The organism is Nocardia cerradoensis NBRC 101014 (assembly GCF_000308535.1).
Classification (GTDB): domain Bacteria; phylum Actinomycetota; class Actinomycetes; order Mycobacteriales; family Mycobacteriaceae; genus Nocardia; species Nocardia cerradoensis.
This window is the reverse complement of the sequence record NZ_BAFW01000033.1, coordinates 62,283-85,438: the sequence shown is the minus strand read 5'-3', so window position 1 is coordinate 85,438 and position 23,156 is coordinate 62,283. Positions and strand designations below refer to the sequence as shown.

The window sequence follows — 23,156 nt, the reverse complement described above, 5'->3', positions numbered from 1 at the left end:
ATGGCGAACTATCTGGATCTTGATCCTGATCAGCTGCGCGTATATGCCGAGCAACTCGAGAGATACGCAGCTGCCATGCGGAAATGGGGCGAGATTCCGGAGAGCTGGCTGACGGAGTTTCCGGACGGTTACGGCACTATCGCAGATCCGATGCACGGGGCGCTGAAGGATTACTACCGGAAACGCCATGAGAAGGCCGAAGCCCAGGCGGCGTCGGCCGAACGGACCGCACACGATCTGCGAGCCGCGGCCGGACGAATGGAAAACACCGAACTCTCCGGGGGCCACCAGATTTCCAACGCCGGTCCGCATGGCGGGCCGAGTCCGGTCACTCACGGCCCCGGCGCACCGGACGGTGACACTCCGAAAACGCCGGGCATATCGAATGATTCGCCGCAACGCGCGCCGGATGGTCCCGCGCGGCCCGTCGTCGGCCATACCGACGGAGTGACCGACCCAGGGGCGGCCACCCCCGACCAGCCGGGCCATGGCGGCGCTCCAGCGTTTGCCGGAGCGAATCCGGTTGCGCCCATGGATGTTTCGCATTCGATGCCGAGTCCCGAACATCGCGTCGACGGTTCGGCTCCACCTCCCCCACATGGAGTGCCCGGAGATGACAGCACGCCCGAAGATGCCGGTGTCTTCACTGCCGAATACGGGACCGGTACGCAGCCCGACGCGCCGGCCGTCGCTACCGCCCCACCCACAGGGCCGACGGGCCCACTACCCGCCGGTCCGGCCCCCGAACCACCGAGACCGCTGCGGCCAGGACCGCTTGCGGTCTCGTCCCAGCCCGTCCGCGGCCACCGGCAGGGTCTGCCGCAGCTGATAGTCGGTGGCGGCGGGGAGGACGATCTGACGCTCGCCCGGACATTATTGAGCGCCGTCCTTTTCGCCGTCGGCGATTCCGCGCCTGGCGTCGAGTGGGCGACGGGCGTGGTGCGGAACAGAAGAGGTGCCGTCGTCCTGCTGACGTCGACCGAGGGGCGCGGATGGCTGCCCGCCGGCTTGTTCGTCCCGTCGGAGGTTTTGATCCCATGGCGATGGGATTCGATCCTGGACGCCGAGGGCCGCCGCGCCATCACCGCGTTCGAGAACAACGCCGATCCCGCGCGGATCCTCACCGAATTCGCCCATCATGCCGCGCGGGCGAAACGCGGACATTTGCGCGCTCTCGCGTCGACGTCGGGAGTGGGCGACTATGTGCGTGCCACGCTGGGCAGCGAGGTCGCCGTTGCGGACCTGGTAGTCGCAACAGAGACCTCTGTCGATCTATCCAGTCCCGGCGCGGGTCTTTTCGATCGGCTCGACGCTGGTGGCTCCGCAACATCGCGACAGCGTGCAGCCGAGGTAGCGGACTCCGACATCCGAGCGGTCTGCGTGCAACTGGCCCGCGAGGCCGATGCTCTCGCCCGGCAGGCTATGCCCGACGCCACCCCGGAGGTTCGGGCGCAGCGAGCCCGGCGACAGGAGGTCCTGCACTCCCTCGGCGCCCGAGACCGGGTGTCCGCGAGCAGTCGGCCACATCTTCCTCCAGCCGCCCAAGACCTTGTCGCGCCCGCCTCGGCCGTATTCGCGCCGTCCGGATCATCGCGTGCTGCGGCCACGTCTGCGATCATTTCCAGCAGTTTCTCACCGCCACCGGATGTGGATACCGAACGCAGCCGGATGTTCGAGCGACGGGCCGATGAATTGATTTCGCTACTGCTCACAGAAAAAGATGACCATCGAATGCTGCGCGATGTGTTGTACGTCCACGATCAGATTGCCGAGCATCCGCAGCTCCAGAGCATCCTAGGAAAGGTGCCGGCAGCGACCGCGAACGCTACTTCTGTCGATACGGGTTCAGCCGGGCCCAACCTCTCACCTGCCGCCGAATATCGGAGTTTCCCTGTGAGCCCGGGGCGCTACGGTGAAGAAAGGAGCATCCGATGACCGGCAAGGATCCCGGTACTCTGATCAAAGAGATCCAATCGACCCACGACAAAACTTGGGCTGACGACACTTATACCAAAGATCAATCACTCACCATCCTGAAAGAACTCGACCAACTGTCTCCGGAAGACTTCAAGACAGTATGGAACGGTTTGGACAAAGACGATAGGCAAGATCTCGTAACCTCTATCGGGCTGAGTGATGCCAACGGCTGGGATCCACGAAAAGACAGCGACTACAAAGAGCTCGCCAAAGCGCTGGGCGACGATAATCTCGACGAAGCGATGGCGTACAAAAACGCCCAGAAAACTAAGCAGGACAATGAGAAGACCGACGCTCCGGCTAAATTCGACAAGGATTTCGGCTTTCTCCCCAGCGATGGCAAGAAGCATTTCGAGGAGGTACTCCTTTATGTTCCCAAAGGACGGAGTGAATCACTCCTCGAACTGATCCAGGACACTCAGGACACCATGCAGGCCGGTTTCGATTCACTCGGCTCGCGCAACCCGAAGGACGCACCGGACTTCAATTCCCTACTGGAGCAACACCAACTCGACAAGCCTGAGGGCTGGTCCAATGTCATCGACAGGTACGACACCTTCAAAAAGACCTTCGACTCGCGAGAAGAAACGTATAAAGATAAAAGCAAGGACGTAAATTTCACGACCAAGACCACCCAGAAGGACCTTCTCGACTGCGCCTCCAAGCTCCGGGGCGTAAAGGATGAACTCAACGGCTTTCTTCAGCAGGACTACAGCACGTACACCCAGAAAGGGAACACGATAGTCCTACCCGGAGCGCATGTGAGCGCCACCACCACCGAGCCCGACGAAACCGTCTACACCCGTAAGACAGAAAACGACAATTTCGTACTCACTCCGGAAGCGGAGCAGAAGTACTACGTCAGCCACATCCAAACCGCCGTCGACAAATGGAACAAGATCTATGACGACACGGCGATGAAGTTCCAGAAGCAAGCCGATCATGTCGACGATCCGGGCCCGAAGGAACCGCAGAAACCGGCGGCGCCCGCCGCACCGGCGGCCCCCGCAGCGCCGGCGACGCCCTACACGCCCGTCACCGACACCTCCGGCACCACCGACCTGGCCGACCAGACGGACTACAGCGACAGCATTTTCGGCGGTCTCACCGACGGCCAATTCCAGACCGATACGACCGATATCACGGATCCGTGGAACATCGACGGAGCGAACGGAACAGGCACCGGCACCGGAGACGGCACCGGTTCGACCAGCGGCACGGGCTCGGGCGATTCCACGGCATGGGACCAGATAGAGAACGCCCTCACCGGTAACAACGGGGGGAGCGGAACCACCGGTCAGAATTCGGCCGGCACCACCGCCGCGTCGACGAACCCGTTCACGGGAGCCATGAATCCCTTGGCTGGATTCACGAATCCTATGGGGAACTTCGGGTCGGGCGGATTCATGAACCAGGGGGGCAATCAGAACAATCCCGCCTCGCATTACGGCCAGAACCCCCTGTCGTCGGCTCTCGGACGACAGGCGAATTCGCTTCTGCCAGAGGCTAATTCAGCGCAAACGGCGACGGGAGCCACCGCGCAGCAGGCCGCCTACACGAATCCGGCCTCGCCCGTCTCGGCCACGCCGGCTTCCGGCACGGCCCCGCATATCGGCAATTCCATGGTCGACATGAAACTCCCGGACGGCAGTACGCCGCAGAAGGTTCCCGCAGTCGTGGCCGACGCCGTGAACAGGGCGTTCAACAATCCGAACGGCAGCGATGCGGCCGCCGCCTACGGCAGCGCCTTCGCGCAGGCCACACCGGTCGACGGTTCGAATCTGCACACCGGCGACGTCGTGCAGTGGGCCGATCGCAGCGCGGTGATCGTCCGCGAGGGTACCGACAATTACTACATCATCACCGACGGCCAGATGCGGCACGTCAGTCTGGAAGAACTTCCCAATTACGACAACGGAGCGTTCGGCCGATTCCAAGGCTTCTTCCGACCGGCCGGGGCAGGGGATTCGGACCAGCAGGGGCAGCTGCAGGCGAACGCGGTTGTCCAGCCGACCACAGTGGTCGCCGCGTCGTCGACAACCTCTGAACGCCCGCCGAGCACCGACACGCAAGAGACGTGACAGCCGCGGTGGCCCAGTCGGCCGGCGACTTCCTGGTCGATGTCGCCGAGCGGATCGGGACCGGTTGCACGCCGGAATCTGTTCGCTCGGTGCTGCTTCGGGCCTGCGGGGGCCGATTGGACACACGCACCCCGGGCGGGCGTCGCTCCAGCGGGATCACCGTGTCCGGGTTGCCGTTCGAGGCCAGCGTGACCGGCGGGCGAGGACGCTCCGCCCGGCTGCTGCGCTACATCACCGAAACCACCACCTGGGAACCGGAATTCGCCGTTCGGCTGGAGGCGTACCTGGCCGCCATCGCGGAGCTGGCCTTCCGGCTGCCGGATGGGAACGACGAGATGATCGGCCTTCTGCACTCATTCGTCACCACTGTCTACCCCGATCCTGCCGCGATCGAGGCGGGTCGACGCCCGGCTATGTGGCTCGGGATTGTGCACCACCCCGCCGAGCCGGATCGCCTTGCCGGTCTCAAGGTGTACTGCAGCCCGGCCGGGAGGGTCGATGCCGTCGAGGCCGTGAGTCGACGATGGTCCGGGTTCGAGGGATTGTGTCCGATACCCGTGAACGACGATCTGTTTCGCAACGCCGGACTGGCGATAGAGGTCGACGCGTGCGCCCACCTGACGTACAAACTCTACGTGCGAGCACGCTTCCGAGACGTAGCGGTGCCGATGAAACTGGTCCGCTATTTCGGCGATTCCGCGTGGGAAACACTGTCCGAATTCACCCGGTGCGGTGTAGACGCCGCCCACTTGCACGACTTCAGCTACTTCGTCTGCTGCACCCGCCACGGAGATGAAGACCCTTCATACACCGTGTCATTGGCCACGAGGCGCTCCGACGACATCAACACGCTCGTACGTGAGCTGGCGGTGCGGCACCACGGCGGCACACGGGCGATCGATGCGATGGATCACGCCGCGCGGGCCTGTGGCGCAACCTGGCGCTGTTCAGCGCTCGCACTGGGCTTTTCACCCGAGCACGGCATCGACAAACTGAACGTGTACGGAACACCGACGTGGGAGATCCCCCGGTGACCGAGCTCAGGTCCGCTCGGCCGCTCGCACGATCGGAAGATTCGCATTGACGTGCCCGAGCCGCAGTGAGGCACGCAGTTCGGCGAGCCTGTCGAGGTCGTCGCCGTAGAGGCCGGCAGTCTTCGCGTCGTCGAGGTCGACGACGCCGTACAGGTACGGGCGGCCGCCCAACTCGCAACAGCGTCGCTGCAAGTCGCGAAAGGTCTGCCTGACATCGGCTTTCGCGGCCGGATCGCGGTCGACAGTGGCGTACAGCCCCACACCGACCGAGACGGGTGCGATGAGGACGGGCGCGAAGGCGAAGGGGGCCGGGTCGGGCGGACGGCGCACGACCAGCGCGTAGACCATGGTCGAGGGATCGTCGAAGGGAGCCCGGTCCAGCTGCGCCGCAACGACTTCGAACATCGCGACACAGTGTTCGGCCGGTACCACGTAGTCGGCCCACATCCGTCCCCGATCGGCGGGAGGCGGCGGTGCGGCATGTGGATCGGTCTCCCACATCGGCGACTCGGTGAGGACGGCGCAGTTCTCGCCGTCACACGGCCGGGCCGGGCCGTCGCCACGCCATCCCGTGACCGACCGGATTCGGCCGTGCCGGGACATTCCCCAGTAGGAGTCGACGTCGCCGGCCCGCGCGACTCGGGCGGTGTGTTCGGCGAGTGCGCCTAGCGTCGCGTGATCGGCCCGATGTTCGTGTATCCGCGGCTCGTATTCGACCGTCCGGAGTACCGCGCGCTCGATCAGGCCGACGGCGCCCAGTCCGCCGAGCGCGAACCGGAACAACTCGGCGTGTTCGGTTCGGGAACACCAACGGCTGCTTCCTGTTCCGTCGATCAGCTGAATGCGTTCCACCTGGTCGAGCTGCCAGCCGGATCGGATCGACTCGGACCCGGCGCCGCCGACGGACAGGGTGCCCCCGACCGACATGTGCAGATAATTCGGCAGAACCGGAAACGCCCGCCCGCGCCGGTTCAGATATCGCTCCAGCCCGTGCCAGCTCGCACCCGCCGGGACCTCGAACAATCCCTCGCCGAGGTCCCGGATCTCCCGGGTCGCGCTCTCGGGCGCGTACGTGACCAGCAGTTCGTCGGCGGTGACCGTCTGTCCCGCGCAGGAATGCCCGGAGCCCCGCAGCGTCAACGGCCGGCCGGAGCCGAGCAGGGCGGACGGGAAGGCGGACGGCAGCCGATGGACGGCCCGAGGTGTGGCTCGGTGCAAGCCACCGAAGTCGGTGTCGAATTCGCCGGCGGAAACCTCAGCGGCACTCATGATTTCGGCAGCGGTCGGGTCACCGTCCGGTCAGCGGTATGCGGCACGCCGTCATCGTAGCGATCTGCCGGGGCGGCTTCTCACTGCCAGGAGTAGGGCGCGGCCGGATGTTCAGCCGCGCCCTACAGCAACCTCGCGGTGCCCCGCGACCCTGCGGGCCGACCACGCGGTGATGGTGAACAGCACCACCCCGGCCACAGCCAGCCCCGCTCCCACGACGGCCGGTGCGGTGTATCCGAGGCCCGCCGCGATGACGAGACCACCCAGCCATGCGCCCGCCGCGTTGGCGATGTTCAATGCGGCGTGGTTGAGGGCGGCGGCGAGAGTTTGGGCGTCGTGGGCGACGTCCATCAGGCGGGTCTGCAGGCCGGGCGCCAGTGCGGCTCCGGAGGCGCCGACCAGGAAGGCGCCCGCGGCCGCGGTGAACGGGTTGTGGGCTGCCGCAACGAAACCCGCGAGGATGACGACCATCGCGATCAGCGCGACGAACACCGAGCGGTCCACGCCGCGGTCGGCGAGGATGCCGCCGCCGATATTGCCCGCGACCATGCCCAGGCCGAACAGCGCCAGCACGATCGGTACGAGGCCCTGTCCCATGCCGGCGACGTCGGTGAGGGTCGAGGTGATGTAGGTGTAGACCGCGAACATGCCGCCGAAGCCGACCGCGCCGACCAGCAGCGTCAGCAGCACCTGCGGACGGCGCAGGGCGGTGAGCTCGGTGCGGGGATCGGTCACCCGCACCCCGTGCAGATCGGGTACGAAGCGGCTGATCGCGAAGACCGTGGCCACCCCGATGACGGCCACCACCACATAGGCGTCGCGCCAGCCGAGGCCCTGCCCCAGCCAGGTGGCGGCGGGAACGCCCACCACATTGGCGGCGCTCAGGCCCAGCATCACCGCGGCGACGGCCTTGGCCCGCTGCCCCACCGGGGCCAGCGAGGCCGCCGCGAGCGAGGCCACGCCGAAGTAGGCGCCGTGCGGCAGGCCCGCGACGAACCGGGCCGCGACCAGAGCCGGGAACGCCGGGGCCAGCACCGAGGCGATATTTCCGACCGTGAACGCGACCATCAAGGCGATCAGCAGGCGCTTGCGCGGCATCCGGGCGCACAGCGCCGCGATCACGGGCGCGCCGACCACCACGCCCAGCGCGTACGCCGAGACGGCATGTCCGCCGGTGGGCTCCGAAACATGCAGGTCCGCGGCGATGTCGGGCAGCAGTCCCATGGTGACGAATTCGGTGGTGCCGATCCCGAAACCGCCGAGCGCCAGCGCGAGCATCGCCGGAATATGCCAACCGGTGCGAGTCTGCGGCGCCCCCTCGGAGCCGAGCGGCGCACGGGACGACACGTCACTCGCGGGTGACTCCGGCGGGAAGTCGACGGGTGGTGCGGTGCGCACGGAAGCTGAGTCGGCCATGGGTGTGGCCAACACGCGCGGCCGCCGCGGCGATACCGGCGGGCGGCGTGATTCGACTCACCCGATGGGTGCGGAAAGCAATTCGGGCACCCGCGGCCACCGGGATCGGTGGGGGCGGGTGCCCGGATATGTCTACCGGCCGCGCCGGATTCCGGCCGGTCGTGAGCGTTCAGCTCAGTTCGCGCGCCAGATTCGCATCGAGCACGCCGAGGAACTCCTCGGTGGTCAGATAGCCCTGGTTGCCGCCGACCAGCAGCGCCAGATCCTTGGTCATCTGGCCGCTCTCGACGGTCTTGATGACGACGTCCTCGAGGGTCTGCGCGAAGCCGATGACCTCGGGGGTGTTGTCCAGCTTGCCGCGATGGGCCAGACCCCGCGTCCACGCGAAGATCGAGGCGATCGGGTTCGTGGAGGTGGGTTTGCCCTGCTGGTGCTGACGGAAGTGGCGGGTCACCGTGCCGTGCGCGGCCTCGGCCTCACAGGTACGGCCGTCCGGGGTGAGCAGCACCGAGGTCATCAGGCCCAGCGAACCGAAGCCCTGCGCCACGGTGTCGGACTGCACGTCGCCGTCGTAGTTCTTGCAGGCCCAGACGTAGCCGCCTTCCCACTTCAGCGCGGAGGCGACCATATCGTCGATCAACCGGTGCTCGTAGGTCAGTCCGGCGGCCGCGAACTCGTCCTTGAACTCGGTCTCGAAGATCTCCTGGAAGGTGTCCTTGAACATGCCGTCGTAGGCCTTCAGGATGGTGTTCTTCGTCGACATGTAGACGGGGTAGTTCTGCTGCAGGCCGTAGTTCAGCGACGCCCGCGCGAAGTCCTCGATCGACTTCTTGAAGTTGTACATGCCCATGACGACGCCGCCGTCCTCGGGCATCTTCACCACTTCGTGGACGATCGGCTCGGAGCCGTCCTCCGGGGTGAACTGAATCGTGACGGTGCCGGCCTGGTGCACCTTGAAATCGGTGGCGCGGTACTGGTCACCGAAGGCGTGACGGCCGATGATGATCGGCTTGGTCCAGCCGGGAACCAGACGCGGAACATTGGAAATGATGATCGGCGCGCGGAAAATGGTGCCGCCGAGAATGTTACGAATCGTGCCGTTCGGCGAACGCCACATCTTCTTGAGGCCGAATTCTTCGACACGTGCCTCGTCGGGGGTGATGGTGGCGCATTTGACACCCACACCGTGCTTCTTGATGGCGTTGGCCGCGTCGACGGTGACCTGGTCATCGGTCTTGTCGCGGGTTTCGATGCCGAGGTCGTAGTACTCGAGGTTCACATCGAGGTACGGATGGATCAGCTTGTCCTTGATGAACTGCCAGATGATCCGGGTCATCTCGTCGCCGTCGAGTTCGACGACGGTCCCTTCAACCTTGATCTTGGACATGGATCTTCGTGTCCTCCTAAGGAAGGTGTGCTCCCATTGCACGGCCAGGCGAGCACGCTTGTGAGCGGACCCCAGCTGTTCAACAGACAACGTATACGCCCCGCGTTGTCCACGAGACGCCTGGTGCTAAACAAGACAAGCGTACTGGTGCGCTGGGTCTCACTGACAGGGGCGGTCCCATTGAGAGCTACCCACGTCACACCGGCCCGATGCGATCGGCGGGGAAACGGACATACGCCGCGAACGTCCGCCTCGAATCGGCCGAGCCCAACCCTCGCCCCGGTCGTGACCGATTGTTACCATCCACGACAGGTCATGAGTGCCAGCGCCAAGCCCCGGCTCGCTGGCCGGCAACCCTCCAGTTGCGGTGGGGTGCTCCGGGTGATTGACCGGGCTCTCGAAAGCCGAGAGCAAGCGCGACTGTCAGGAGCTACAAGTGAGCGAGTCCACCGTGCCCATCGTCGGCAAGTCCGTGGAGGCGGCGGAGCGGCACAGCCGTATCGCTACCATCGGGGATGTGTGTGCCCCAGCCCTCCGTACCGCCTCGACCACGCGCGCGCTCTCGCCGTGCGCCGACCCGGCGGCCGCCGGCGCCGCGTTCCGGCAGGTCCGCGGGCCGATGCGGGTGACGGGGATCGATCGCGTGGCACGGCTCGACGTGGTGACGGCACGGTGACCGTGAGTATCGAATCGAGCACGTCACGCCCGGGCGCGACGACACTGCTACCCCCGCCGGACGGCACGGTGGGAATCATCGGGGTCGGCGATGTCCGCCTCGAGAACGGCGCGGTCGTCCCCGGTGTCGAACTGGCCGTGCAGCGCTGGGGTGAACTGGCCCCCGGCCTGGACAACGTGGTGCTGGTCGAACACGCGCTGACCGGCGATTCCCACGTCTGCGGACAACCCGACGAACTGCACGCCCTGCCGGGCTGGTGGGACGGACTGGTCGGGCCCGGCGCGGCACTGGACACCGACCGCTGGTGCGTGATCGCGACCAACGTTCTGGGTGGTTGCCAGGGCAGCACCGGCCCCTCGTCCCTCGCGCCGGACGGAAAGCCTTGGGGGGCACGCTTTCCGGAGATTTCGATCCGCGACCAGGTGAGCGCCGAAGTGGCGCTGCTGGACCTGCTCGGACTCCCCCGCATCGCCGCGGTGGTCGGCGGTTCGATGGGCGGCATGCGGGTGCTGGAATGGATGGTCGGATACCCCGATCGTGTCGACGCGGCCCTGGTGCTGGCGGTCGGCGCCCGCGCCACCGCGGATCAGATCGGCACCCAGACCACCCAGATCGCCGCGATCACCTCGGATCCGGACTGGCAGGACGGCGACTATCACGGCACCGGCCGCCGGCCGCTGGCCGGGCTGGGCATCGCGCGCCGGATCGCGCATCTGACATATCGCACCGAATTCGAACTCGACCACCGGTTCGCCAACACCGCGCAGGGCGACGAAAACCCTTGGGACGGTGGCCGTTATGCGGTGCAGAGTTATCTGGAGCATCAGGCCGAAAAGCTGGTCGCACGGTTCGACGCGGCCACCTACGTGCTGCTGACCGAGGCCATGAACCGGCACGACGTCGGCCGCGGACGCGGCGGCATCGAGGCCGCGCTGGCCGCCACCCCGGTGCCGTGCGTGGTCGGTGGCGTGGACTCGGACCGGTTGTATCCGTTGCGGACCCAGCAGGAACTGGCCGATCTGCTGCCCGGCTGCAAAGGTCTGGAAGTCGTGCACTCGCGCGACGGCCACGACGGTTTCCTCACCGAGATCGAGGCCATCGGCAAATTGCTGGAGCAGACGATGGAATTGGCGCGCGCCGCGCAGGACGCCCGCGAATCCTGAATCCGTCCTCCGAGTTCAGTCGACGCGAGTTCAGACGACGCGAGTTCAGCCGACGCCGAGGCTGCTGATGGTGGCCGCGAGCACGATGATCGCGCCGCCCAGCACGGTATAGGCGCCGATGTCGAACGGACGGCTGCGCACCGCCAGCAGCCCGACCCGCGCCGACGGCAGGCACAACCGGAACGCGGCCGCGAGCAGCGTCGCACCGCCGATGAAGAACGCACCGCGCCGCCACCGGTCCTGCGCCAGGAAAACCACCGCGACCAGCAGCACCACGACGACCAGCAGCATCGGCAGATGAACCTGGAAGAAGCGGCTCGCCGGACTGGAATGCTGCGGGTGGGTGGTCGGCACGTCGGTCACGGCTGCGATTCTCGCATGTGCGGTCGTGCCGCCACCGAGAGCAGGGGCGGCGACGCGTGCCATTCGTGTGGGGCGGGTACCGTCTCGGTGTGCTCAAGCTGGTGTTCTTCGAACCGCGCATCCCACCGAATACGGGCAATGCGATCCGTCTGGCGGCCGGCACGGGGTGCGAGCTGCATCTGATCGAGCCGCTCGGATTCGATCTGTCGGAGCCGAAGCTGCGCCGCGCCGGATTGGACTATCACGATCTCGCGGTGGTGACCGTGCACGAAAACCTTTCCGCCGCATGGAAGTCCCTGCGTCCCGAGCGCGTCTTCGCCTTCACCACCCAGGCGACCACGCACAACACCGACATCGCCTACCGTGCCGGTGACGTCCTGCTGTTCGGTCCGGAACCGACCGGCCTCCCGGACGAGGTCCTGGCCGACCCGCACATCACCGACCAGCTGCGCATCCCCATGCTGCCGGGCCGCCGCTCGATGAACCTGTCCAATGCCGCGGCGGTCGCGGTGTACGAGGCATGGCGGCAGCTGGGGTTCCCGGGAGCCGTGTAGCGCAACGGCCTGCCGTCGGGCGCCTCAGATGTCGATCGCGAAGCGTTTGAAGCGGGAGGTGGCGCCCGCGGTGAGGTGGACGGCCGACTTGGGCACACCGTAGTGCTCGGCGAGAAGTTCGATCGCGGCCTTGTTGGCCTTGCCCTCCACCGCGGGGGCGCGCACGTACAGCTGTAGGGTGCCGTCGTCGAGGGTCTCGACGAGTGGGCCCTTGCGGCTGTTGGGTTTGATGGTCGCGCGGACCACGGTCGGCACGTGTCGCTCCTCGATCTTCGGGCGCTGCGGATGTTCGATCGGTGGGACGAGCGTAGCCGCGACGGTTCAGCGGAAATCGCGCGACTTCGAGGCCATCCGCAGGTCCATGCGCTGCAGATGTTCCGCCACCACGCTCACCACGCCCTCGGCGTTCTGCACCCGGCCCCGGATCAGCAGTGCGGGAGCGCCCTGGGCGATGCGGCGGTAGCGGCGCCACAGGCCCACCGAGCACACCACGTTCACCATGCCGGTCTCGTCCTCCAGGTTGATGAAGGTGACTCCGGACGCGGTGGCCGGTCGCTGCCGGTGCGTCACCGCGCCGCCGATCAGCACCTTCGACCCGTCGGGCACGGCGAGCAGCCGGTTCGCGGCGACCACGCCGAGTTCGTCCAGGCGCGGGCGCAGGAATTCGGTGGGATAGCGACCGGGCGACACACCGGTCGCCCACACGTCGGCGGCCGCCATTTCCAGTTCGCTCATCCCGGGCAACGCCGGTGCGTCGGTGACCGCTCCGGTCCCCGGCAGCCGATCCGCCCGCTCCCCCGCCGCCGCACCGGCCGCCCACAGTGCCTGCCGGCGGTCGAGCCCGCGGCCGGACGCGGATTCGATACTGCCGAGCGCACCCGCGGTGGCCAGGGCCTCGGCCTGCGGCACGGACAACTCGACCCGGCCGGTCAGATCCAGGAACGATCGATAGGGACCCGAGGACCGGGCCGCGACGATCTTCTCGGCCACGTCGTCACCGATGTGCCGGACCGTGGACAAGCCCAGCCGCACCTGGGTTCCGTGCTGCTCGAGCGTCGCTCCGGCCAGGCTGTGATTGATATCCGGCCCGTGCACCACCACCCCGTGCCGGCGGGCGTCGGCCACCAGCGACTGCGGAGAGTAGAAACCCATCGGCTGCGCGTTCAGCAGTCCCGCGCAGAACGCGGCGGGATGATGCAGTTTGAACCAGGCCGAATAGAACACCAGCGCGGCGAAACTCTGCGAATGACTTTCCGGGAAACCGAAATTCGCGAAGGCGTAGATCTTCTCGTAGATGCGATCGGCCAGTTCCCCGGTGATTCCGTGCAGATCGCGCATGCCCTGATAGAAGCGACCGCGCAGCCGTTCCATGCGCTGCGGTGACCGTTTCGATCCCATCGCGCGGCGCAACTGATCCGCCTCGGCGGGAGTGAATCCCGCGATATCGATCGCCATCTGCATGAGCTGTTCCTGGAACAGCGGAATTCCGAGGGTGCGGGCCAGCGAACTCTCGAGCGCCGGATGGTCGAGCGTCACCTCCTCCCGGCCGTTGCGCCGGCGGATATAGGGATGCACGGAACCGCCCTGAATGGGACCGGGCCGGATCAGCGCGACCTCCACGACGAGATCGTAGAAAGCACGCGGGCGCAGCCGCGGCAGCGTCGCCATCTGGGCGCGCGACTCGACCTGGAACACTCCCACCGAATCCGCGCGCGCCAGCATCTCGTAGACGGCGGATTCGGTGAGATCGAGGGCGTGCAATTCGACGACCTCACCTTTGTGCTCGCGCACCAGATCGATCATGTAGTGCAGGGCTGACAGCATGCCCAGGCCGAGCAGATCGAATTTCACCAGCCCCGCTGCGGCACAGTCGTCCTTGTCCCACTGCAACACGCTGCGACCGGGCATGCGCGCCCACTCCACCGGGCAGACGTCGGCGATCGGCCGATCGCAGATCACCATGCCGCCGGAATGAATTCCGAGATGCCGGGGCAGGCCCTCGATCTCGCCCGCCAGTTCCAGGACCCGATCCGGAATATCGGTATGCGTTTCGGATGCCACCCCGGTCCACCGGCTCACCTGTTTACTGAAGGCGTCCTGCTGTCCAGGCGAAAACCCCAGCGCGCGAGCGGCATCGCGCACCGCGGACTTACCGCGATAGGTGATCACATTGGCCACCTGGGCGGCGTATTCGCGACCGTACTTGCGGTAGACGTGCTGGATCGCCTCCTCCCGGCGATCGGATTCGATATCGAGATCGATATCGGGCGGGCCGTCGCGTTCGGGCGCGAGGAAGCGTTCGAACAGCAGATCGTTGGCGACCGGATCCACATTGGTGATGCCGATCGCGTAGCAGACCGCGGAATTGGCCGCCGACCCCCGGCCCTGGCACAGGATGTCGTTGCGCTTGCAGAAGTGGACGATGTCGTGCACGACCAGGAAATAGCCGGGGAAATTCAGTTCGGTGATGATCCGTAGTTCATGTTCGATCTGCCGGTACGCCTTGGGGTTTTCCTCCGGCGGGCCGTAGCGATTCCGCGCTCCGGTGAGGGTGAGTTCACGCAGCCAGGAATTCTCGTCGTGATCGGGCGGCACATCGAACGGCGGTAACTCGGGGGCGATCAAGCGCAGATCGAAGGCGCATGCGCGGGCCAGATCGACCGCCCCGGCCACCGCCTGCGGGCATTCGGCGAAGAGCCGGGCCATTTCCGCACCCGACCGCAGATGCCCGCCGCCGGTCGGCGGCAGCCAGCCGTCGATCTCATCCAGACTGCGCCGGGCCCGGATCGCCGCCAGCGCCATCGCCCGGCGGCCCTGGGCGGGGGTGGCGAAATGCGCTGCGGTCGTGGCGATCACCGGCACGTCCAGCCGGGCGGCGAGGGCGATCAGCCGGGCATTGCGTTCGTCGTCGTCGGGCACTCCGTGGTGGGTGAGTTCGACGCTCACCCGGTCGCGTCCGAACAGATCCATCAACCGGCGCAACTCCGCCTCCGCCTCGGCATCCCCCCGTTCCAGCGCCCGGCGCACATGACCTTTGCGGCAGCCGGTGAGAATATGCCAGTGCCCGTCCGCGGCGGCGGCGAGCCGATCCAGGTCGTACCGCAGAATTCCCTTCTCGCCGGCCACCATATGTGCCGCCGACATCTCCCGCGACAGCCGCCGATATCCCTCCTGCCCGCGCGCCAGCACCAGCAGATGCGGCCCGGACGGGTCCGGCTCCCCCGTGCGCGGCTGGGAATCGTCCATCGGCGCCGAACCGAATATCGTTGCCGCGTCGCGGGATTCCCCCAGCGACAATTCGGCGCCGAATACCGTCGGCAGCCCCCATTCGGCGGCGGCCTCCGCGAAACGCACCACCCCGTAGAAGCCGTTGTGATCGGTGAGCGCCAGGGCCTCGAGCCCCAGCCGCACCGCCTCCTCCACCATTTCCTCGGGTTGGCAGGCGCCGTCGAGAAAGCTGTAGGCCGAGTGCGTGTGCAATTCCGCATACGGCACCAGCGGACCGCTCGCCTCCGGCCGCGTCCCCGCCCGGTATTCGCCGCGGGTATGCGACCACGCCGGGCTGTCCCCGCCGTCCCCCGGCGGGGTGGCCCCGCGGCCGGGCAGACCGGAGAGCACCCGCTCCATTTCCGCCCAGGTGGGCGGGCCGTTTCCCCAGCCCATATCGGCACACCTCGTCGATTCGAACGTATATTCGATACCGATGCTAACTCGCGAGCCCAAGGTTCGGGAAGGCAGCCCCGCCGCGGTCGGCGAGTCCGGACGGAGACAGCGCCCCGACCGGCCGTGCCGTCTCGAGCTGCGCGGACGCCACGCCGTCGCGCCCGGCCGGCAGTCTCTCCACCGCACTGGTCATCGCCGGGGACAACCGTTCCGGCCAGCGCACCCGCGAAGGCGAGCTGCTCACCGACGATCGGCGAGCGCGGGCGATCGCAGCGGTGATCCGGCCGACGCGCGCGAGCATCTCGCACTGGGCGGCGATGTGCGGGATACAGCCCCCGGCTGACCAGGCGAAACTTCCTCGCCGTGGGCCGGAACGGATCGCCGCGATATACGCCGCTGGAATCGCGCTGATTCGAATCCTTTTCGCGGATCTCGACTCGCCCTAATGTCACTGCGCGAATCGACGGCGGGAAGGAAAGGGACCCCATGTCTGTACTGGAGTCCGCGCCGGCGACTACGCGCGTCGCGGGGCAGCACGAGGAGCGGCCGGAACATCTCGGCGCCGCCGAAACTCGAACAGCGGTGGCGGCGAGCCTGATCGGCACCACGGTCGAGTGGTACGACTTCTTCCTCTATTCCACCGCCGCGGGCATCGTCTTCAACAAACTGTTCTTCCCGGATACGAGCGCGTTCATCGGAACCATGCTGTCGTTCGCGACATTCGCGGTCGGTTTCGTAATGCGTCCGGTCGGCGGATTGGTTTTCGGCCATATCGGTGACCGCATCGGGCGCAAACGCACCCTCGCACTGACCATGGCGATCATGGGCGGGTCGACCGCGCTGATGGGTGTCCTGCCGACCAGCGCCGCGATCGGAATCGCCGCGCCGATCCTGTTGCTGGCGTTGCGCATTCTGCAGGGTTTCGCGCTCGGCGGGGAATGGGCCGGTGCGGTACTGCTGGCCGTGGAACACAGTCCTCGCAAGAAGGTCGGCCGGTTCGGCAGCTATCCGCAGATCGGTTTGGCGCTCGGCCTCGCACTCGGCACCGGCGTCTTCGCCCTGCTGCGTTCGATTCTGAGCGAACAGGCATTTCTCGACTACGGCTGGCGAATCGCCTTCGGCGCCAGCGTGGTTCTGGTGGTTATCGGCCTGGTGGTGCGGCTCAAGATCGACGAGACACCCGCGTTCCGGGAAATCGACCGGCTCAATCGGATCTCGAAAGTGCCTGTGGTCGAACTGTTCCGGAACGCGCGTACCCGGCGCAACACCGTCCTCGGCCTGCTCTCGCGATGGGGTGAGGGCGCGGCGTTCAACACCTGGGGTGTCTTCGCGATCAGTTTCGCGACCGGGCATCTCGGATTCGAACAGGTGCCGGTACTGCTCGCGGTCACAATCGCCGCCGTCGTGATGGCCGCCCTCATTCCGGTATCCGGAAATTTGACCGACAGGTTCGGGCCGCGCCGGGTCTATATCGCCGGTATCGCCGCGTACGGCGTGCTGGTGTATCCGGTCTTCGCGCTGTTCGAAGTCGGCAATATCGTCGTGTTCACCGTCGCGATCATCGCCGTCTTCGGTGTCGCCCACGCCCTGTTCTACGGTGCGCAGGGCACGTTGTACGCCGGGCTGTACCCGGCCGAGGTGCGCTACACCGGACTCTCGTTCGTCTATCAGGTCTCGGGGATCTACGCCTCGGGCATCACCCCGATGATCGTCACGGCGCTGATCGCGGCGGGCGGCAGAACACCCTGGCTCGCCTGCGGTTATCTGGTGGCGACGGCGGTGATCAGCGTGGTCGCGACGCTGTTCATCAGCGAGGACGACCGGCTCACCGCCTGAGCCCGCTCATCCGCCGGCATAGAGGGCGCGACGCCGACGACGCGCACGCCGGACCGCCTGCTCCGCGGCGGCCGCGGCTTCTCGTTCGGATGCCCCCGCCGCGATCGCCTTCGCCCGGGCATCGGCCCCGGCCTTCTCGTCCCTGGCCGCCGAGCGTCGGCGCCACGCTGTCCACAGACCCACCGCGGTCTCCTCCCGCACAGATATCGAACACCCAGCATGACCGCGGGAGTACCCGGCCGGCATCGCCCTGCGGGATGACCGGCGGAGGGCGGATGTAGTCCTCGTGGCCTACCCGGCTCCTCCCGGCGATGTGCGCCGGCCCCTTGGCAGCAGAACTTACTTTGGAGTAAGTTCGGGGAAAATCGACCTGCAAGGGAGCAGCGATGTCGGATAACCACGCGGCCGAACAGGGCTATCTGTCCCGTCGGCGGGCACGCCGGGACCTCACCGGGAAACACGTCGTCATCACGGGCGCCTCCTCCGGGATCGGACGGGCGGCCGCGACCGCCGTCGCCGCGAAGGGCGCGGTGGTGCTGCTGCTCGCGCGGCGCGACGAGGAACTGAACGCCGTGGTCGAGGAGATCACCGCCGCGGGCGGGAAGGCCTACGCCTATCAATGCGACGTCACCGATTCCGACTCGGTGGACCGGGCCGTGAAGTCGATTCTCGACACGCACGGCCACGTCGACATGCTGGTCAACAATGCCGGCCGCTCCATCCGGCGCGCCGTACACCGGTCCACCGACCGGCTGCACGATTTCGAACGGACCATGGCGGTCAACTACTTCGGTGCGGTGCGAATGACGCTGGCACTGCTGCCCCAGATGCGGGAGCGCAAATCCGGCCACATCGTGAACATCTCGAGCGCGGGTGTTCAGGTCGCCACACCGCGGTTCGCCGCCTATCTCGCCAGCAAGGCCGCTCTGGACAAGTTCGCGGAGGTCACGGCGGCCGAGATGCTCTCCGACAACATCACTTTCACGACCATTCACATGCCGCTGGTGCGGACGCCGATGATCGCGCCCAGCGGTAAACAGGGACCGTCGGAATCTCCCGAATGGGCGGCAGCCACCATCGTGCGCGCGCTGAGCGAGCGGCCGCGGCGCATCGACGTGCCGGTGGGAACCCTGGCCGAATACGGGACGCTGTTCGCGCCGGGGATCAAGGATCGCGTCATGCACCGGTACTACCGGGCGCTGCCGGACTCCCCCGCCGCCAAGGGCGAACTGCCGGTCGAGGACGAACCGGAGTCGGAAGTGCCCGCGCTGCAGGCGAAACCGCAACGCAGGTCGTCGACGGCGGGGCGGGTCACCCGCTCGACGCTGCGCCGCGCCGCACGATTGGTGCCCGGCACCTACTGGTGAACGCGGCAGCAGAGTCGAAATATCAAGTGGTCTCGCGAAGTTCGTCCGCGACGATCGCCGACGCCGGTTTCGGGGCGGCACCGCAACTCGCCTGGCGGGGCGGATAGCCGACGGTCCGCGTGGTGACCAGCCACCGGCGGCCGTCGGTGTGGGTCACCTCCGCGGCGCCGGCGAAGGTCGCCGGATCCGAGATCGGGGTGTCCGGCTCGACAGCCGTCACCGTCAATTGATCGAGGGCCGCCGGCACCCGTTCGCGCACCGCGATCTCCGCCACCTGCTCGACCGGAGAAAGGCCGCTGCGCCCGCGAAATCCTTTCAACGACAGATCATTACGCCCGACAGCCGCGACCGCCCGGACCGCGTCCTCACCATCCACGCGGCCGTAGGTCAGCCCCTCCGGCAGGATCACCATCGCGGGCGCGAATCGGTGCCCGCCGGTATGCGAGCACTCCCAGACCTGATCCGGATAGTCGCCCGCGAGCCGGGCCGCGATCGGACGGCCGAGCCGGGCACAACACTGATCGCGCTTGCCGTGTGCACACACCAGGGTCAGCGGATCGGTCACGCGCTCACCGATTCCCGGCGCGGGACCGTTGAGCACCTGCAGGTCGATATCGAGAAGCTGTTGCGGATCGGTGACGGTCAGGCGTTCGCACCACGAACCCTGCGGTCGGGAGGCGGCGAGCAGAACCGTTCGCACACCGGTGAATTCGCCGCGGCCGGGACGTCGAATGAGGGTGGGACGGACTCGCGCGGCCTTGGTCCGCGCGGCCAGTTCGGCGGTGAGCTCGGCGCCGAGAACCGCATCGCCGATCACATCGCGTCCCCAGGCGCCGGGTTGTTCGACGCACAGCCAGCCGCTCACCCGGGTCGCGCTGCCCGGCAGGGGAATATCGGCCGCGGCCGCCGAACACGGCAGCCCCTCGACATCGATCGCGGGCGCCTGCGATGTGGGTGGTGCGGAACGGGAATCGGCCCCCATGTTCAGTGCTCCAGGAACGGCAGCACCACCGAAGCGAATTCCCGATACCGGTCGCGGTGGATGCTGTGCCCGCAGGTGAAGGCCTCGACCCGGCAGTCCGGCACGCTGGTGCGGAAGATCTCCAACTTCTCCGGATCGACCATGCCGCCGGGACCGCCGCGCAATATCACCGTGGCCGCGGTGATATCCGCGAGCCGCTCCCACCATTCCGGATGCGGTTTGCGGAACTGCTCGAGCGCCGGAGTGGTCATCGACCGGTCGAAGGCCAGAACCGCGCGCGGGTGACGCAGCAGACTGGTGGTGGCATGCCACAGTTCCGGCACCGACGGCAGCCGCCGGGTGAGAGTGAGTTGTTCGTCACCGGAACGCAGCGGCAGCGGCTGCTCCTCGAGTACCAGCCGCCGGACCAGCGCCGGTCGTTCGATGGCCACCCACGAGCAGGCGTATCCGCCCAGCGAATGGCCGACCAGATCGACGGTGGTCAGTTCCAGCCGATCGCAGAGGTTCAGCAGATCCTCGCCGAAGTCCTCGAACCGGTAGGAGGCGGTGTGCTCGCTGTGGCCGTGTCCGCGCAGATCGGGAATGATCACCCGGCGCCCGGACCGGATCAGCGCGGTGGCGAAGCGGTCCCAGGTGTGGCCGTCGCCACCCATCCCGTGCACCAGCACCACCGGGATCTCCGAGAGCGGATGCGTGGTCGGCGCGCTGCCCGAATCCCGATAGGCGATCTGCACCCCCGCCAGGGGCACCCGGATGACGTTCGACTCCACGATCAGCCAGGGTACGTCGCCGCGAGCGCCGTCGCCGCAGCGTGTGGGGTGTTCCATAGCCCGCGCCCGGGCCGGGGCTATGCCGACCCTATTCGTAGAGGCCCTCCACGTGCCAGATGTGGTCGTAGCCGAGCAGCAGGAGGGCACGCTCCTCGGTGTCGAGCAGGATCTGCGCGCGGACGGCGCCGCCGGAATCGCCGGTGGCCCACCAGCGTTCGTCCAGCAGCCAGGGCCCGGCCCAGCCCGCGACCAGCCACGACTTCTTGCCCCAGTGCAGTTCGGCCGGTTCGGCGGTGAACTCACCGCGGTCGGTGAGCCAGATCGGGCTGCCGTCGCCGGACTCCAGCCGGACCTCGGGACGGTTGCCCAGCACCACCGCGGGAGCCGGTTGCGGCAGCCGGCCCGGCCACGGCAGGCCGGGGTCGGCGGCGGGGACCAATTCCTCACCGAAGGTGATCAGGGTGACGCGTTCGACGGGTCCGCGGCCGCCGCTGAGGACACCGATCCGCACCGCCTCACCGCCCAGCAGCCCCTGCACCCGGGTCAGCGCGCGGCGGGCGCGTTGATCCTCCTCGCCGACCCCGCCCCAGAGTCCGAGTTGCAGCGCACCGGCCGCCACCACCTCGACCGGTTCCAGGCGCAGCAGGGTGATCGGAGCGGACGGCGGCGCTTCGGCATCACCCGTCCGTCCGCGTTTCCCGGTGTTCCGGGCGCGGTGGGTCAGCCAGCCGTCCAGCTGCCAGCGCACCCGGTCCGCGGTGGTTTCCGGGGTGAGCGGCTGGGCACAGCGCCAGATCCTCGACAGGGCTTCCCCGGCCGCGGTTTCGGCGTGGACCGCGAGCCGGGTGCAGGCCACCGAGGCCGCCGCCAGTCGTTCGTGCAGCCGGGTGGCGAGCATGCGACCGGCGAAAGCGGCGGCATCGACCCGCTCGATCGGCGGATCGCACCGGTACTCCACCACCAGATCCGGGGCGGGCGGGGCCGCCGAGGGCGGGCGCTCCGGTTCGGCGCGGGCACACCGGTGCGCCCGGATCGCGTCGGCGCCGAAACGGGAGGCGACCTCGGCGGGCGTGAGGGCCGCGAAATCGCCGATCCGGCGTAAACCCAAGCGATGCAACAGGTCCACCAGTTCGGCACGTTCCGGCGGAGCCAGGCTCGGCTCGACGGCCAGCTCGCCCACCGGCAGCGGCGCCAGGAAATTCGCGGCGGCGCCGGGCGCGACGATCTGCGCCCGGCGCGCGGCGATCACCGCGGCCGACAGTTCGTCGGCGATGCCGATGCGGCATTCCACACCGAGTGCGGCGACCGCGTCGACCAGCCGTTCGGCGGCCTCCTCCTCGGAACCGAAGTAGCGGGCGGCGCCGCGGGCGGCGAGGACCAGCAGGCCGGGCCGCAGGACCTCCACCCCCGGCACCGTCGCGTCCACGGCCGTCGCCACCGGCTCGAACAGACGCGCGTCGCGGTCCGGATCCGCCTGCGCCACATGCAGGTCCGGGCATCGCGCCTGCGCCTCGCGCCTGGTCAGACCGCGCCGCACTCCCGCGTCGCGCGCCACCGCCGAACAGGCCACCACCCGATTCGCGTGCAGCACCACCACCGGGCGCAGCGGTGAGAGATCGGCCACGGCGGCGGCCGCGGCGGCCGGCCAGTCCGGGCACCACACCGCCAGTACACGAAATCCGGGGCGTTTCATCACGCACCCACTGCCGACAGCGTCGTCGGCGGCGAATCCGATTCCGGGACAAGCCATTCGACCCGGCCGTCACGCGGGCACAGATCGAGGGTGCCGGTGCGTTCCGGTGCGGACCGGCCGCGCACGCAGACGTCCAAGCGCACCGACCGCAGCCGGCCGCGGCCGCGTCCCAGGCCCGAATAGCCCGCGACCCGGGTGTCGATCCGCAGCATCGGGCCGCTCCAGGCGCCGCCGGTCACCACGAGCGTGGATCCTTTGCTGCGGGCGCGGGCGGCGAGAATCCGAGTCCGACTGGGCGGCACCGACATACCGGCCAGGCCGACCACCACCAGATCCAAACCGTCCAGCAACACCGCGGCGACCTCCACCGGATCCGGGCCGGGCTCGGTCACCACGGCCAGCCGGCCCAGATCGGCGCCCATCTCCGCGGCGGCGAGCAACCCGAGCCGCGGCAAACCGATCGCCGCGGCGTAACCACCACCACCGGTCACCGCGGCCAGCAGGCCGGTCAGCAGCGACCCCGCGCCCGAATAGGCCACCACCGACCCCTTCGGCACCCCGCCCTCGGGCAGGAGGCCGGCCAGGGCGGGCGGCACGGGAAGCAGCTCTCTACGCAGTTCAGCGGCGGTCGGCGGGCGTTCCACGACCTCGACCCCACGGGTCGGAACCGCGGCCATCCGCCGCCGCAGCTCCGCCAGCTGCACGGCTCGCGCATCACCAGCCGAACCCATCTCGCCGACCACCTATCTCTCACCGAATGGACTCCACCGCACTCGATGCACCGCACCGCCGCATCGGCTACATTCCGCTCCACCTCCGCCTCGCTCGCCGCGCCGGAGCCGGCCTCCCGCGACAACGCCCGACCCACATCGCCGAGAGGTTCAGCACCGATTCAGCTATCGATCTTAATCGAATATACGTTCGA

The 23,156-nt window shown here is 67.8% G+C and carries 19 protein-coding genes and 1 riboswitch; of the genes, 8 read left to right on the top strand and 11 right to left on the bottom strand.

Features of this window, described 5'->3' with window-relative positions; genetic code table 11:
* From ON23_RS36685 to ON23_RS04975, 3 genes are read left to right on the top strand one after another with little or no spacing between them, the layout of a single operon-like run.
* A complete protein-coding gene (locus ON23_RS36685; protein ID WP_157170168.1) occupies positions 1 to 1,935 on the top strand; it encodes an EspK C-terminal domain-containing protein in 1,935 nt (644 codons plus the stop codon).
* Positions 1,932 to 4,058, top strand: coding sequence for a hypothetical protein (locus tag ON23_RS04980; RefSeq protein WP_039776644.1), 2,127 nt, complete (start codon positions 1,932 to 1,934; stop codon positions 4,056 to 4,058). The genes ON23_RS36685 and ON23_RS04980 overlap by 4 nt, the downstream gene beginning before the upstream one ends.
* Positions 4,059 to 4,066: 8 nt before the next feature.
* Entirely contained in the window at positions 4,067 to 5,092 is a 1,026-nt protein-coding gene (locus ON23_RS04975) for a hypothetical protein (protein ID WP_157170167.1), read from the top strand.
* A 6-nt stretch (positions 5,093 to 5,098) separates the two neighbouring features.
* Here the strand turns inward: ON23_RS04975 and ON23_RS35760 are convergent, their stop codons facing one another.
* From ON23_RS35760 to ON23_RS04960, 3 genes are all read right to left on the bottom strand, one after another.
* Positions 5,099 to 6,361 (bottom strand): FAD-binding protein, encoded by a 1,263-nt coding sequence (locus ON23_RS35760; RefSeq protein WP_051042007.1) that lies wholly within the window; start codon positions 6,359 to 6,361, stop codon positions 5,099 to 5,101.
* A 111-nt stretch (positions 6,362 to 6,472) separates the two neighbouring features.
* Complete coding sequence (locus ON23_RS04965; RefSeq protein WP_244970179.1) at positions 6,473 to 7,777, bottom strand: MFS transporter; 1,305 nt, start codon at positions 7,775 to 7,777, stop codon at positions 6,473 to 6,475.
* Positions 7,778 to 7,946: 169 nt separating this feature from the next.
* Positions 7,947 to 9,164, bottom strand: a complete 1,218-nt coding sequence (locus ON23_RS04960) for an NADP-dependent isocitrate dehydrogenase (protein WP_030513542.1) — start codon at positions 9,162 to 9,164, stop codon at positions 7,947 to 7,949.
* Between the two features lie 311 nt (positions 9,165 to 9,475).
* Positions 9,476 to 9,587: riboswitch (SAM riboswitch) on the top strand.
* A 13-nt stretch (positions 9,588 to 9,600) separates the two neighbouring features.
* On the opposite strand from ON23_RS04960, the gene ON23_RS04955 reads away from it, so the two are divergent.
* Both ON23_RS04955 and metX read left to right on the top strand, forming a co-directional pair.
* Positions 9,601 to 9,840: a hypothetical protein gene (locus ON23_RS04955; RefSeq protein WP_039776642.1), complete on the top strand. Its 240-nt coding sequence runs from the start codon at positions 9,601 to 9,603 to the stop codon at positions 9,838 to 9,840.
* 44 nt (positions 9,841 to 9,884) lie between these two features.
* Positions 9,885 to 11,003, top strand: coding sequence for a homoserine O-acetyltransferase MetX (metX, locus tag ON23_RS04950; RefSeq protein ID WP_210744238.1), 1,119 nt, complete (start codon positions 9,885 to 9,887; stop codon positions 11,001 to 11,003).
* 45 nt (positions 11,004 to 11,048) lie between these two features.
* Here metX and ON23_RS39110 read toward each other — a convergent pair whose 3' ends face one another.
* On the bottom strand, positions 11,049 to 11,294 hold the full coding sequence (locus ON23_RS39110; RefSeq protein WP_039776697.1) for a DUF3017 domain-containing protein: 246 nt from the start codon (positions 11,292 to 11,294) through the stop codon (positions 11,049 to 11,051).
* A 161-nt stretch (positions 11,295 to 11,455) separates the two neighbouring features.
* On the opposite strand from ON23_RS39110, the gene ON23_RS04940 reads away from it, so the two are divergent.
* A complete protein-coding gene (locus ON23_RS04940) occupies positions 11,456 to 11,920 on the top strand; it encodes a tRNA (cytidine(34)-2'-O)-methyltransferase (protein ID WP_039776640.1) in 465 nt (154 codons plus the stop codon).
* A gap of 24 nt (positions 11,921 to 11,944) precedes the next feature.
* Here the strand turns inward: ON23_RS04940 and ON23_RS04935 are convergent, their stop codons facing one another.
* A complete protein-coding gene (locus ON23_RS04935) occupies positions 11,945 to 12,175 on the bottom strand; it encodes a DUF167 domain-containing protein (protein WP_039776639.1) in 231 nt (76 codons plus the stop codon).
* 66 nt (positions 12,176 to 12,241) lie between these two features.
* Positions 12,242 to 15,583, bottom strand: coding sequence for an error-prone DNA polymerase (locus ON23_RS04930; protein ID WP_039776638.1), 3,342 nt, complete (start codon positions 15,581 to 15,583; stop codon positions 12,242 to 12,244).
* A 486-nt stretch (positions 15,584 to 16,069) separates the two neighbouring features.
* On the opposite strand from ON23_RS04930, the gene ON23_RS04920 reads away from it, so the two are divergent.
* Entirely contained in the window at positions 16,070 to 17,419 is a 1,350-nt protein-coding gene (locus ON23_RS04920) for an MFS transporter (protein WP_039776636.1), read from the top strand.
* A gap of 6 nt (positions 17,420 to 17,425) precedes the next feature.
* Here the strand turns inward: ON23_RS04920 and ON23_RS37725 are convergent, their stop codons facing one another.
* On the bottom strand, positions 17,426 to 17,602 hold the full coding sequence (locus tag ON23_RS37725) for a hypothetical protein (RefSeq protein WP_157170166.1): 177 nt from the start codon (positions 17,600 to 17,602) through the stop codon (positions 17,426 to 17,428).
* Between the two features lie 203 nt (positions 17,603 to 17,805).
* On the opposite strand from ON23_RS37725, the gene ON23_RS04915 reads away from it, so the two are divergent.
* The gene (locus ON23_RS04915) at positions 17,806 to 18,786 is read left to right on the top strand and encodes an SDR family NAD(P)-dependent oxidoreductase (RefSeq protein ID WP_039776635.1); all 981 of its coding nucleotides are present in this window, start codon (positions 17,806 to 17,808) and stop codon (positions 18,784 to 18,786) included.
* Between the two features lie 22 nt (positions 18,787 to 18,808).
* Here ON23_RS04915 and ON23_RS04910 read toward each other — a convergent pair whose 3' ends face one another.
* From ON23_RS04910 to imuA', 4 genes are all read right to left on the bottom strand, one after another.
* Entirely contained in the window at positions 18,809 to 19,768 is a 960-nt protein-coding gene (locus ON23_RS04910; protein ID WP_083903699.1) for a ferredoxin family protein, read from the bottom strand.
* A 2-nt stretch (positions 19,769 to 19,770) separates the two neighbouring features.
* Entirely contained in the window at positions 19,771 to 20,538 is a 768-nt protein-coding gene (locus ON23_RS04905) for an alpha/beta fold hydrolase (protein ID WP_039776694.1), read from the bottom strand.
* A gap of 88 nt (positions 20,539 to 20,626) precedes the next feature.
* Positions 20,627 to 22,231 (bottom strand): DNA polymerase Y family protein, encoded by a 1,605-nt coding sequence (locus tag ON23_RS04900; protein ID WP_039776634.1) that lies wholly within the window; start codon positions 22,229 to 22,231, stop codon positions 20,627 to 20,629.
* Positions 22,231 to 22,962 (bottom strand): DnaE2-dependent mutagenesis accessory factor ImuA', encoded by a 732-nt coding sequence (gene imuA' / locus ON23_RS04895; protein WP_039776692.1) that lies wholly within the window; start codon positions 22,960 to 22,962, stop codon positions 22,231 to 22,233. Before imuA' ends, ON23_RS04900 begins: the two co-directional genes overlap by 1 nt.
* Positions 22,963 to 23,156 lie beyond the last annotated feature (194 nt).

Excerpts from the sequence above, each read along its gene's own strand:
- ON23_RS36685 (WP_157170168.1), top strand. The coding sequence starts at position 1 with ATGGCGAACTATCTGGATCTTGATCCTGATCAGCTGCGCGTATATGCC.
- ON23_RS04980 (WP_039776644.1), top strand. The coding sequence starts at position 1,932 with ATGACCGGCAAGGATCCCGGTACTCTGATCAAAGAGATCCAATCGACC.
- ON23_RS35760 (WP_051042007.1), bottom strand. The coding sequence starts at position 6,361 with ATGAGTGCCGCTGAGGTTTCCGCCGGCGAATTCGACACCGACTTCGGT.
- ON23_RS04965 (WP_244970179.1), bottom strand. The coding sequence starts at position 7,777 with ATGGCCGACTCAGCTTCCGTGCGCACCGCACCACCCGTCGACTTCCCG.
- ON23_RS04960 (WP_030513542.1), bottom strand. The coding sequence starts at position 9,164 with ATGTCCAAGATCAAGGTTGAAGGGACCGTCGTCGAACTCGACGGCGAC.
- ON23_RS39110 (WP_039776697.1), bottom strand. The coding sequence starts at position 11,294 with ATGCTGCTGGTCGTCGTGGTGCTGCTGGTCGCGGTGGTTTTCCTGGCG.
- ON23_RS04930 (WP_039776638.1), bottom strand. The coding sequence starts at position 15,583 with ATGGGCTGGGGAAACGGCCCGCCCACCTGGGCGGAAATGGAGCGGGTG.
- ON23_RS04920 (WP_039776636.1), top strand. The coding sequence starts at position 16,070 with ATGTCTGTACTGGAGTCCGCGCCGGCGACTACGCGCGTCGCGGGGCAG.
- ON23_RS04915 (WP_039776635.1), top strand. The coding sequence starts at position 17,806 with ATGTCGGATAACCACGCGGCCGAACAGGGCTATCTGTCCCGTCGGCGG.
- ON23_RS04910 (WP_083903699.1), bottom strand. The coding sequence starts at position 19,768 with ATGGGGGCCGATTCCCGTTCCGCACCACCCACATCGCAGGCGCCCGCG.
- ON23_RS04900 (WP_039776634.1), bottom strand. The coding sequence starts at position 22,231 with ATGAAACGCCCCGGATTTCGTGTACTGGCGGTGTGGTGCCCGGACTGG.
- imuA' (WP_039776692.1), bottom strand. The coding sequence starts at position 22,962 with ATGGGTTCGGCTGGTGATGCGCGAGCCGTGCAGCTGGCGGAGCTGCGG.